This window comes from Pukyongia salina, from assembly GCF_002966125.1.
In the GTDB taxonomy this organism is placed as follows: Bacteria; Bacteroidota; Bacteroidia; order Flavobacteriales; family Flavobacteriaceae; genus Pukyongia; species Pukyongia salina.
The window spans coordinates 24,680-36,699 of sequence record NZ_CP027062.1 but is presented as its reverse complement, the minus strand read 5'-3'; the positions used below and the strand labels follow the sequence as shown (position 1 = coordinate 36,699).

Here is a 12,020-nt window from a genome sequence, read left to right as displayed (position 1 = left end):
AAAAAAACCACCTATTGGAGGTGGTTGATAGATATTAATTTGTTTGTTATTGTTTCACAAATTGAAAGGCTGTATTACCTTCAGAGCTGTTTATTCTCAAAAAGTATATTCCACTTGGAAGGGTTGAGACATTGATCTCAATTTGTAAATTATTTGCTTCTGAAATTTTTTCAGAAAACATCCTCTTACCATTTATATCGAATACGGTAATTACCTCGATCTGCAATTCGGCTGTCCGTTCCAGGACGATCCTGTCTGTGGCAGGATTGGGGTATAAACGCAGGTTCGATTTTATCGTATTTTCTTCAAAAGCCAGGAAATTATCATACAGATCCTGAAGTATATCGATTGGCTCTGTTCCCGATGGTTGCTGTCCCACATTGAGGCGCAGGTAAGGATCTCCGGGGAGGTCGTCTTCTTTATACACCAGCAGGTAGGCGGTAGTTGAGGAGGTCCCTGCTGCAAGACAGCGTTGATCTGCTCCTGCAAAGTTAGCCCCCTGTAAAGCCGCCATAAGTTTATCTGCGAGAGTCCCCACGGTACCGTTGAAGTTATTCTCCATATTATCTATCACGGTTTGATCCAGCAGTATATTCCCCTGAATGCTATACGTGGCTCCCTGTCGGTCTTCCTTGTAATCGTCTGTCATATTTCCTGTAAAACCCGCAGTTCGCGGATCGCCGTTCTCGTCGAAATCGGCAATTCCATACTGCCTGAACGCAGGATCGAAACTCTGAGAGGAACAGGCATCATTGTTAATTAACCAGTTTATTATTTCTGAAGGAGAATCACCAAGATCCATTCGCATGATACCGTTTTGCAAATTGATATTAGGGATGCAAACATATGCTTGTGAATTGATCCCTCCACGACCGGGGATAATGTCTGTAATGATATCGATAATTCCCGAGGCACCTACCCCGGTTACACAGGAAGCCCCTGCAGATCCTACTTCTTTCGTCACAGGATCCACGGCGATAATGGAAAAAGTATCCTGGGCTGAAGCAGTCCAGAATAACAAAACAGACAGTAAGAGGGTAGACATTTTTTTCATGACCTATTTGTTTTCTTTAAAGATACGTGATTAAGGTGAAATCTTAATTTTTTACATTTGAGAGCTTAAATACAACAATTCGGTATGTTTAATTTATGGGGTAGGAAGATTCGTTTCAAATTTGAGCATTCTAAATAATTAAACAACTAAATGAAACGTACCATACTTCAACTACCAAGCTTACTTATTGTATTTATCTTTTTGATCGCGGCTCAATCGGGTGTTGCTCAAACTACCATTGATGGCATTGTTACCGAAAGAAACGGAACGCCGATCGAGGGTGCCAATGTGTACCTGGAAGGCACCTATGATGGAGTCACCACCGATGCCGGGGGAAAATTCAGTTTTCAAACATCCGAAACTGGTGTGCAAACGTTAATTGCTTCTTATCTCTCTTTCGAATCCTTTATGATGGCAGCAGACGTTTCACAGATGACCAATCTCAACATTCGGCTTCGTGAGGATGTTAACTCCCTGGAAACGGTTGTTATTAGCGCCGGAACCCTGGAAGCCAGCGACAACAGTAAGGTGTCTGTTCTTAAACCCTTGGACGTGGTGACTACTGCCAGCGCCCTGGGGGATTTTGTGGGTGCTTTACAGACCTTACCCGGTACCACCACAGTAGCAGAAGACGGAAGACTTTTTGTAAGAGGGGGTGATGCGGGAGAAACACAGATCTTTATCGATGGGATCAGGGTTTTTACACCCTATACTCCCACCACCAATAACATCCCTACTCGTGGAAGGTATAGTCCGTTTCTTTTCGATGGGATCACCTTTTCAACCGGGGGGTATTCTGCCGAATACGGCCAGGCTTTGTCTTCGGTACTTTTACTAAACACCATAGACGAACCAGACCAGGAAAAAACCGATATCGCCCTTATGAGTGTAGGTGGAGGTGTAGGCAATACTCAAAAATGGGAGAACAGCTCGTTAAGTTTCAACACCAGTTATATAAATCTCGCGCCGTATATCGCTGCGTTTCCAGACAGGAACGATTGGGAAAAACCTTTCGAAGCCCTGGCGGGCGAAACCGTATTCAGAAATAAATTTAAATCGGGGCTGTTAAAGGTATATGCTGCATTCGATACCAGTAACTTCGAACTAACCCAAGAAGATATCAATCTGCCGGAAGGGTTGAGATTTAAACTGAAGAATTATAATTTTTATACCAACGCTGGTTATGCGGGCGACCTTAACAATAGCTGGAAATTTCAGGTAGGAGGGAGTTTTACACGAGCACAGAACAACATAACGGTGCAGGGTGACGATATCGATAATACCGAAAATTCGGCTCATTTTAAAGTTAGATTCAGAAAGAGATTTAGTAACCGTTTCAAATTAAATTTTGGGGTTGAACAATTTCTAACCGATTATGTAGAAGAGTTCAATAGCGATTTCGCTACCGCCCGATACGGTTTCAATAATGGTATATCTGCGGCTTTTGCTGAAACAGACTTGATTTTTTCCCGAAAGTTTGCCGTAAAGATTGGAGCCAGAGGCGAGTACAGCGAGCTGTTTGATGAGTTTACCTTCTCGCCCCGAACATCGGTTGCCTATAAAACCGGAAAGAACAGCCAGATTTCTGTGGCTTATGGCGACTTCTACCAGCAACCACTCAACGACGTACTTAAATTTAACCAGGATCTTGAAGCCAGGAAAACCCAGCATTACATCCTAAACTATCAATATGTTGCCGAAAATCGAATTCTGAGAGCGGAGGCCTATCGCAAAGAGTATAGCAACCTGGTAACTTTCAATAATGAGTTTCCCGGATTCGAAAGTAATTTTGCCAATAATGGTGATGGTTTTGCCCAGGGGTTCGATTTTTTCTGGAGGGATAATAAATCGATCAAGAATGTGGATTACTGGCTGAGCTATTCATTTCTGGACACCGAACGTATGTACAGAGATTACCCCGTTTCTGCCACTCCCTCATTTGCCAATAAGCACAACTTGAACACCGTAGTAAAATGGTGGATCAACGACTGGAAGAGTCAGATTGGTTTTAGCCACACCTACAGTAGTGGCCGTACTTACACCAATCCTAACCGGCCAGGATTTCTTCAGGAGAAGACTAAAGCCTACAACAGTGTGAGTTTTAACTGGGCTTACCTGATCTCTCAACAAAAGATATTGTATTTCTCTGTGAACAACGTGTTTGGTTTCAATAATATTAATGGCTATCAATATGCTTCCACCGCCGATGCGAACGGTAACTTCAACCGTCGGGCACTCACCCCTGCTGCCGATCAATTTTTCTTCATTGGGTTCTTCTGGACCATCAGTGAGGACGGCAGTGATAACCAGCTCGATAATCTGTAAACCTGGAGAGTAACAGTTCATCCCTTAAAAATTACAGTTGGGTAGTATAGATTATGGAAAGTTCATAAACCTAAGGACATTTGAGTAATCTTAAAAAACCACATTATGCACACAATCATTTCATACCTCATTTTACTGCTTACCGGGATGGTAATGCATGGTCAAAATACAGTAGAAGTTTCCATTAGAGACTTCGATAACGATAACGGCCATGTGCGCGTAGGACTATACAACGACGAGAGCAAATTCTTAGCGGAGACGTACAAAGCTGTGAAGAAGGAGATCGTTAACAAGCAGGCTACGGTAACTTTTATCGATATCCCGGATGGGATCTATGCTATCTCATGCTATCACGATGAAGACGATAACGGGCAATTGAATATGCTCCTGGGGATGATCCCTTCCGAACCTTACGGCACGTCCAATAACGCACGTGGATTCTTCGGTCCGCCAAAATGGAAAGACGCAAAGTTCGAAGTTAAGGACGGAGAATTGCGAAAGCTGGATATCAATATGTAGCGTTTCAAATTTTGTTTAGTAACTTCCAGATCTAATTACGACAGGGAGATAATTAATCAATCAACATCCACTTAACTATAAAAAACAAGGGAACTGCTCTTTATAAATAATCATTGCAACCTTAACTATCTTAATTTTACAGATATGAAAAAAATACTATTTATACTCTTTACCATGGTAACGGTAAGCAGTTTTGCGCAATCCAAATATCAGCAAGGTATGGAGAAAGCTTTCGAACTTTGGAAATCGGATAAATCGTGGGAAGCCGCAAATTTGTTTGAACGCATCGCCCAGGCAGAAACCGAAAATTGGCTGCCTCCTTTTTACGCGGCGCAGATAAACGTGTTCAACAGTTTTGGCGAAAAAGACAAAGAAAAGATGAAAGCACAGATTGAAAAAGCCAGAAACTTCCTGAACGATGCCAAGGCACTAACCGAAAACAATCCGGAGGTCCTGGTGTTGGAGGCCCAGATATTGACAGCCTGGGTTGTGTACGACGGACAACAATACGGGATGAAACTATCCCCCAAAATAGCCGAATTATATAAGAAGGCCTTCGAAATAGCACCGGAGAATCCCAGAGTTGTTCTTGGGAAAGCCCAATGGGATATTGGAACGGCCAAATTTTTCAATCAACCAACCGATATGTACTGCGACGATATAAGAAAAGCCATCGAACTTTTCGCCGCCGAAGAACCGGCCGGGGAGTATTATCCCCAAGGTGGTGGTGAATACGCAGAACAGGTATTACAGGAGAATTGCGGTAACTAACTATGTTTTTTTTTAAAGAACTTGGCAAGGCCTTTTTTGTAGGAATCCTAATATTCATTGTATTAGGGTTAATACAATATTTAACAGGTAATTACACCTATGATGGTAAGACCCTGCTGCTGGCTTTTCTTTACAATCAGCTCTACTCTGTGGTTCTGTATATGGCAAATATGTATTACATCCGCTATATGCAACATCACTACAAACAGGAGTTGTTTAAAACCAACGTACTTCTGAAAGCATTTGCGGGTGGGATTCTAATCACCATACTTGGGTTGATATTTATCCGCTGGATCACCGAAATGATCGTAAAGGGGGAATCGTTTTCCGAATTTATCGCGGGAGAACAGCTGCAATATTACTCCACCGGATTTATAATTTCCATGGTAATTGTTTCCATCTTTTACGGATTCCATTATTACAAATACAAACAGGAGACCCGTGTAAAGGAACAAAAGATCATTGCTAAAACAGCTTCGGCTCAGTTCGATGCGTTGAAAAATCAGCTGGATCCGCATTTTCTATTCAACAGCCTGAACGTACTAACAAGCCTTATTGAAGAGAACCCTGAAGCAGCAACACGTTTCACCACCTCCCTTTCGAAGGTCTATCGGTATGTGCTGGAACAAAAGAATAAGGAATTGATCACCGTAGAGGAAGAGCTGAAGTTCGCAAAATTGTATATGTCTCTAATCAAGATGCGGTTTGAAGACAGCATCGTATTTACAGTGCCGGAACAATTAAGTAACCCCGAAGCCAAGGTGGTACCATTGAGTTTGCAGTTGTTACTCGAGAATGCAGTAAAACACAACCAGGTTACCCCGTCCAGGAAACTTCATATTACAATTTATGAAGACCGGGGCAGCTTGGTTATAAAAAATAATGTTCAACCAAAGAATGTAGTTAAGGAAAGTAGTGGAGTAGGGCTGGAAAATATTAAGCAACGCTATTTTTTACTTACAGACAGGCCTGTTGAAGTGAAGCAGGAAAAAGGAGAGTTTAAAGTGGCGATACCCCTCCTAACTAAATCTACAATGACCATGCAAACACAAGACATGTATATTAGCGGTAAACGCCTGGAGCGCGCCAAAAAGAAAGTGGAAGAACTTAAAGGATTTTACATCCATTTCACTATTTATCTTATTATGGTCCCTTTCTTTATTTATCTCAATTTAAGAAGCACTAGTTTTCCCTGGGCCTTATTCCCTATAGGGGGTTGGGGCTTTGGAGTGTTGGGGCACGCATCTGAAGTTTTCGGCTGGAACCCTCTGTTTGGAAAGGAATGGGAAGAGCGTAAAATCCGTAAATTTATGGATGAAGATTCCTGAAATCTACAATTGAGGAATCGAAATCGACAGTTCATACCTTATTGTTTTCGGAGGTTGGTTTTCTGAAATATTTTTACAGTGTAATCTTAAAATTGCATCAACATGAGAACATTAATTGAAAACAACGATTCTAAAGTTCAAAGAGCTCGACAGCGAGTTGAAAAACTAAAAGGATTCTATATTAATCTGGTACTTTACCTGATTTTTGTACCATTCTTTATTTATCTGAATGTAATAAGTACAAGTTTTCCATGGGCAATTTTTCCTATAGTGGGTTGGGGATTAGGGATCCTTGGTCATGCTACCGACGCTTTTGGATGGAGCCTGTTTTTTGGTAAGAATTGGGAGGAGCGAAAGATCAGGCAGTTCATTGAAGAAGAGGAACGTTATTATTAACAGAGATAGAATTATCAAGACTATAGCATGGATCTAAATAAAGAAAATAGAGAAAATAAATACTTACGAGCTAAAGAGCGTGTGGAGGAGATCAAAAAATTCTACACCTCATTAATACTCTACAGCTTGTTCATTGGGTTTTTAGCCGCACTCAACTACTACACCAACGAGTGGCGATATATGTGGTTCTTGTGGGCTGCCTTTGGCTGGGGAATTGCCTTATTCTTCCAGGCCGCTAAAGCATTCCGGTGGAATCCGTTCCTGAGTAAGGATTGGGAAGAAAAAAAGATGAAGGAGTTTTTGGAAGAGGAAGATAAAAAGAACCAATGGAATTAATTTCACACTACATGAAAATATCAGATCAGGAAAAATACGAGAGAGCGCGGAAGAAGGTGAACGATATCAAAGGCTTTCACAAACATCTTACGGCTTACATCATCGTAAATATCATCTTGCTTTTAATAAAGGCCAATATAATGGATGCCTTTAGCGATCATGAATTCGACTGGAATTTCGAAAGCTGGCTACGATGGAACACTTACGGAACTGCCATTTTATGGGGCATTGGCCTTCTTATTCATGGGCTGTATGTATATAGACATAAGTTTGGGTTTCTGAAAAACTGGGAGGAACGAAAGATCCGCGAGATCATTGAAAAAGAAGAAGCGGAAGAACGAAATAAACGAGAGCTATGAAAACTTCAGAGAACGATACAGAAAAGTATAAACGCGCCAAAAAGAAAGTGGCTGAGATCAAAGGGTTTTATACACACTTAACTATTTACATATTAGTAAACACTTTTATCTTATTAACGGCATCCGGATTATTGTCTGGCAATGTTCTTTCACTCGAAATGCCAGAATGGCCTCATTTTATTTCTCCAGTAGCCTGGGGCGTCGGTCTACTATTTCACGGTTTGTATGTCTTTCAGTTTAAAAGTGGCTTTATAAAGAAATGGGAGGAGCGTAAGATCAGGGAATACATGGAAAAAGATATGGAGGAGCTCAGGAAATTCGATAAGGAACAAGATTGATATAGTGGTTACTCCACTGTATCATCTTCAGAAAATAATAATATTTAGATTTACAATATGAATGTACTAATTATCGAGGACGAAAAACCATCGGCAAGACGATTGCAACGCATGCTGGAAAAACAAAATGTGGCTGTGAATGTTATGCTACACAGTGTTGGGGAAGCGGTAGAATGGTTTGCAAACAACGAACACCCCGATCTTATCTTCCTGGACATCCAGCTAAGCGATGGCCTTTCCTTCGAGATCTTCGATGAAGTGGAAGTTAAAAGTGCGATTATCTTTACCACAGCCTTCGATGAATACGCCTTACAGGCATTTAAATTAAACAGCATAGACTACCTCCTGAAACCTATAGATGAGGAGGAACTAGAGGCTGCGGTGCGAAAATTTCGCGAACACGCCCCGATAAAACAAAATGTGCAGCTCAATTTTGAAGATATCAGGAAGTTACTCGCCAACCCTGTGGGGCAACAGTACAAAAAGAGATTTACTACCAGGATCGGGCAACACATAAAAATGATCGCTGTGGATGAGATCGAATGTTTTTACTCCGAAAATAAAGGCACCTACGCACACACAGTAGACGGGCGTGATTATTTACTAGACACAACTCTTGAACAATTAGAGGATGAACTTACTCCTCAGGATTTCTTCAGAGTGAACAGGACCTTTATCGTGAACATCAACGCCATAAGAGACATTATCTCCTATACCAACAGCAGACTTCAGCTTAAATTAATCAGTTACAAGGAACAGCAGGTAATTGTAGCCCGAGAGAGAGTTAAGGACTTTAAGATCTGGCTGGAATAATTTTTCCTTTTTTCAATCAAAGATGAGGTCTATGATGATCTTTTCCTCCTTTCGTCGTTTTTCTCCTTCTATTTGCAGATCCACCATTCTGCTGGTGTTGATGGTGATTGGGAGTCCGTAATCGAAATTGTAGATATAGGTATTAAAATCTTCCATATTGAGTTTTGCCCCATCTATCTCCTCGCTAAATTTGTCGTACGCAATTCCCATCCTTTCCATCATAGATAAGACTTCCCGTTTAGAATCATCAGGATTCACCTTCATTTCTTCGGTGACCCTGCAAATTCCATTTTGACGATCTATATTGTCCACCGTGATCTTATAATCGCAACGCATATCCTCCCCTCCAATGAGAGATGGTAGTACATCTTCGTATTCGTATACCTCGTCTATAGTATATTCGTATCCCAGCGGCATATGAAAATAATAGAGCTCCTTTAGCGCCAGTTCTTCTACACCAGCTTTCGTGCTGTACGCCTCGATGATAGGTTGCATGGCTTTTTTATACATGGCCTCTTCATGCTCTTTCTTGAATAATTTCCCCTTCATAGCGGCTTTTAATTCCCCAATGAGGTCATCACGAATCTCTTTCCAGTTTTCAACACCCTGAAATTCGCCCATTTCATCGGTAGTGTATATAACTTTAGTGTAGGCATTGTTACGAGTAAGTTCATTAAACACATTTTTCACCAGGGGATCATCCTGAAATTCGTTCACATACCGCCACTCTACTTTATACATGGAGGCTGTAGAATCTATCACCTTAAAACGTACATCGCGGTAAAGCGTATCTGCTTTTACAAGGATATCATCATCCCATTGTATGCTGATCTTCCTTACCTTGAATTGAAATGTATCACCTACAGACCAATACGCCACAAAAGGGACAGTATTGGCGATTTCAGCTTGCCCGTAAGTTGCATTTAGCACAAAGGCACTAAATATAAATAGTAGAAATTTTTTAAGCATAGATCACGGCTTGTCAATTTGATTTTCCCTAAACGAAGAGGGTAGTAATTGTGGAATAAATTTTATTAAAATAGGGAGCAAAACTGTACCGCCTGGCAATAGGAATACCGTTAATGATGGAACGGTTTTACAGATGTCCAGCAATTGCTGTTTTACCTTGGTTTTTTCATCATCGGTGAGTTCGCGGAGGGTGGATTGTGTTAATAATACTAATAATTCCCCACTTTCCTCAAGTTCCTTCTGAAGCCTTTTCTTGTTCCTTAAGATGAGCAATTTTACGGTGGATGTCGATTGCTTATAAAACAATTTTACCGGATTGGCATATTCAAAAAGTTTGATCGAGGTTTTATGTTCGCTCATAAATATGGCCAGATCTGCGAGACTATTCTCCAGGTTGTTTTCCGGGAGTTCGAGATAAGAGGTTAACTCCTTCAGAAATGAAAATTCATCCTCGTCCATCGTATGGTCGTCCCATACGGTGATCGTACAAATGTCCAGAATGTATCTTTTTTCAAGCTCGGTGGCTGTTTTTAAATGAGGTAAGCTTTTCAGGCTCACTTTTTTCGACGATCGGTGGGCTGAAAGATAATATGCAGACGATTGAAAGAGCTCAATTAATAATTTGTCGTATTTATTCTTCTTCTTCTTCGAACTCAACGCCAGAAAACAAGCATTGATCACCGTGCTTTCAACTTTCTCGGCATATTTACGGAAGGATTCCGGTTTTTTAATTGCATATCGATACGCCAAAACATCTACAAATAACAAAGCATAGGTAAGTATACCGGTGGCTCCCTTATGCAAAAAAGTATTGGTCTCCTGTAGTCTCGCTGCCAGCATTTTCTCAAGCTTCTGAGACGGCGAAGGGGACAAGGTTAGTTTTTGCAGAAATCCCGTCTTGGCCTTGTCCATATCATCGTAGAAATTGATAATACTTTCAATAGCAGCTTCGTGATCCATATTGCCCTTAAAATTGTGGTGGGTAAACAACAGGGCATGAAACAGATTCACCTTGGTGAACTCCTCCCGGGTGAGATTTAAGGAACTAATTGATTTCTTCGGAATGGCATCCAGCGAAACCCCGTAAATGAAACCTGTTTTTTTAAGGGCTGCGTAAAAAGCCATTTCATCGGAGAACTCGATAGCCTTCGAATTTTTTTCCAGTATGTGGAGATATTTAGGTATCCAGTCTGATGCAGATGGGTTCACAATAAATGGTATAAATGATCAGTTAGTTGTTCAATATAAAAATGCCTCTCTCAACTCCTTAATTTACTGGGATTGATAAAAGAATAATTGCAAGTTAAAAACCATAGGCTTATTTTCGTCGTATATAATCACCGAAGCATAAAAATAAATAATTAAAAATCTTCAATTATGAAAAAAACAAATCTTTTTGCAGCAATTGGTGGTGCATGCGTTCTTGCACTGTCGATAGTGTTTGTTGCTGCAGACCATATTGATGCACCAGCGGTTGCCGGAACTACTACCGACATTGCCGACCTGTACGCATTTGAAGGGGATAACCCTAATAATACGGTTCTCATAGCAACGCTACAAGGGCCACTAACTCCCGGGACTGTGACCGAAAATGCTGCCTTCGATGAAGATGTTTTAATCGAGTTTAATATAGACAATACCGGTGATTTTGTTGAAGACCTGGTCATCCAGGCGATAAAAAGAGGTGATTCTATGTACTTTTTCGGCCCGGCACAACCAGCCCAAACAGGTTTATCCAGTGAAATAGCAACTTTTGCCGGATATACAGCAGTAAAGATCTCGACTACAGACGATGTTCAAACGGCTACGAACAACGGCATGAGCTTTTTTGCCGGCCCGAGAAGAGATGCTTTCTATTTCGACTTCAACAGATTTAATGAAGTTGTATCCGGTTCTGCTGCCCCGGATGGATTTTTTCCTCCAGGTACGGCCGACGATTTTTTCGACGAACTTAATGTGCTCGCAGTAGCCGTTGAGGTTCCAAATTCCATGCTCGGTTCCGCGCCGCCTCATGTGGGCGAATTAGTTGGATTAACAGGATTGCCAGCCTCCTACAATGTATGGGTTTCGGCCAAAAGAAAGCAATAATCAATCACTTCAAAAAAGATAAAAATGAAAATATATAAATTCAAATTAGTATGCATCGCGATCTGTGCAACCTTATTGTTTGTTCAGTGTGACGATGATGAGAATGGCAATGTGATCGTTCAGGAAACTTGTGATGATGGAATTCAAAATGGAGATGAGGAAGGAATAGACTGCGGTGGATCTGCCTGTGAGCCTTGTATAGACGAGATCGACTTTAGCGGAACCTACGTGCAGGAAGATATCATGGGCCGTCCGGGGGTAAATACTGTGTTCAGCGGGGCCGATAATGTAAAGAATATGTTCAACAACTCTCTGGTGAGCGACCGTATGTCTTTTCAGGCTACCTTCGAAGAAACCCTCGAAGACTACCACGATGTTTACGGAGATGCCCTCGGAATTACGATCGATTACGAAACCAATATATTAGGACTGGACGCACCAACCTTTACCACGGTATTAGCACAATTTGATGCCTTGCAGGTGGCACCTAACGGACAAACAACCTATTACGATCCCGGAACAGGGGTAGTACTAACAGGTAGAACCCTTGCAGACGATGTGATCGATATCTCTCTTACGTTGATGTTTGGAGGTACTTCCGGTACAAGATTCGACGGTAATAACGGTACCCCACAACTTACCAGTGACGGGGTGGATAGTGGAGATCGTGATTTTACCCTTCCATTTCCATACCTGGAAACGCCAATTACACAATAACGCATAA

The 12,020-nt window shown here is 41.4% G+C and carries 14 protein-coding genes; 11 read left to right on the top strand and 3 right to left on the bottom strand.

The features are described from left to right. Window positions 1-46: 46 nt before the first annotated feature. Window positions 47-1,045 (bottom strand): DUF1028 domain-containing protein, encoded by a 999-nt coding sequence (locus C5O00_RS00180; protein ID WP_158676741.1) that lies wholly within the window; start codon window positions 1,043-1,045, stop codon window positions 47-49. 159 nt (window positions 1,046-1,204) lie between these two features. Here C5O00_RS00180 and C5O00_RS00175 point away from each other — a divergent pair, with 159 nt between their 5' ends. From C5O00_RS00175 to C5O00_RS00135, 9 genes are all read left to right on the top strand, one after another. Beyond that, window positions 1,205-3,379, top strand: coding sequence for a TonB-dependent receptor (locus C5O00_RS00175; protein WP_105213855.1), 2,175 nt, complete (start codon window positions 1,205-1,207; stop codon window positions 3,377-3,379). Between the two features lie 105 nt (window positions 3,380-3,484). Beyond that, a complete protein-coding gene (locus tag C5O00_RS00170) occupies window positions 3,485-3,898 on the top strand; it encodes a DUF2141 domain-containing protein (protein ID WP_105213853.1) in 414 nt (137 codons plus the stop codon). 144 nt (window positions 3,899-4,042) lie between these two features. Continuing rightward, window positions 4,043-4,669 carry a hypothetical protein gene (locus tag C5O00_RS00165; RefSeq protein WP_105213851.1) on the top strand — a complete coding sequence of 209 codons (627 nt, stop codon included), beginning with the start codon at window positions 4,043-4,045 and terminating at the stop codon, window positions 4,667-4,669. 2 nt (window positions 4,670-4,671) lie between these two features. After that, entirely contained in the window at window positions 4,672-5,997 is a 1,326-nt protein-coding gene (locus tag C5O00_RS00160; protein WP_105213850.1) for a 2TM domain-containing protein, read from the top strand. A 102-nt stretch (window positions 5,998-6,099) separates the two neighbouring features. After that, window positions 6,100-6,393, top strand: coding sequence for a 2TM domain-containing protein (locus C5O00_RS00155; protein WP_105213848.1), 294 nt, complete (start codon window positions 6,100-6,102; stop codon window positions 6,391-6,393). 27 nt (window positions 6,394-6,420) lie between these two features. Next, window positions 6,421-6,729, top strand: a complete 309-nt coding sequence (locus C5O00_RS00150) for a 2TM domain-containing protein (protein WP_105213846.1) — start codon at window positions 6,421-6,423, stop codon at window positions 6,727-6,729. Between the two features lie 11 nt (window positions 6,730-6,740). Next, entirely contained in the window at window positions 6,741-7,088 is a 348-nt protein-coding gene (locus C5O00_RS00145; protein ID WP_105217528.1) for a 2TM domain-containing protein, read from the top strand. Beyond that, entirely contained in the window at window positions 7,085-7,426 is a 342-nt protein-coding gene (locus tag C5O00_RS00140; protein ID WP_105213844.1) for a 2TM domain-containing protein, read from the top strand. The genes C5O00_RS00145 and C5O00_RS00140 overlap by 4 nt, the downstream gene beginning before the upstream one ends. A 57-nt stretch (window positions 7,427-7,483) precedes the next feature. Further along, window positions 7,484-8,239, top strand: coding sequence for a LytR/AlgR family response regulator transcription factor (locus C5O00_RS00135; RefSeq protein ID WP_105213842.1), 756 nt, complete (start codon window positions 7,484-7,486; stop codon window positions 8,237-8,239). A gap of 12 nt (window positions 8,240-8,251) precedes the next feature. Here the strand turns inward: C5O00_RS00135 and C5O00_RS00130 are convergent, their stop codons facing one another. Both C5O00_RS00130 and C5O00_RS00125 read right to left on the bottom strand, forming a co-directional pair. Continuing rightward, window positions 8,252-9,208 carry a hypothetical protein gene (locus C5O00_RS00130; protein WP_105213840.1) on the bottom strand — a complete coding sequence of 319 codons (957 nt, stop codon included), beginning with the start codon at window positions 9,206-9,208 and terminating at the stop codon, window positions 8,252-8,254. A 3-nt stretch (window positions 9,209-9,211) separates the two neighbouring features. Then, complete coding sequence (locus tag C5O00_RS00125; RefSeq protein ID WP_105213838.1) at window positions 9,212-10,417, bottom strand: LETM1-related biofilm-associated protein; 1,206 nt, start codon at window positions 10,415-10,417, stop codon at window positions 9,212-9,214. Between the two features lie 168 nt (window positions 10,418-10,585). Here C5O00_RS00125 and C5O00_RS00120 point away from each other — a divergent pair, with 168 nt between their 5' ends. Together C5O00_RS00120 and C5O00_RS00115 are read left to right on the top strand one after the other, a co-directional pair. Continuing rightward, window positions 10,586-11,296 carry a DUF4331 family protein gene (locus tag C5O00_RS00120; RefSeq protein WP_105213836.1) on the top strand — a complete coding sequence of 237 codons (711 nt, stop codon included), beginning with the start codon at window positions 10,586-10,588 and terminating at the stop codon, window positions 11,294-11,296. Between the two features lie 24 nt (window positions 11,297-11,320). Further along, window positions 11,321-12,013 carry a DUF4331 family protein gene (locus tag C5O00_RS00115; protein ID WP_158676740.1) on the top strand — a complete coding sequence of 231 codons (693 nt, stop codon included), beginning with the start codon at window positions 11,321-11,323 and terminating at the stop codon, window positions 12,011-12,013. Window positions 12,014-12,020: the final 7 nt, after the last annotated feature.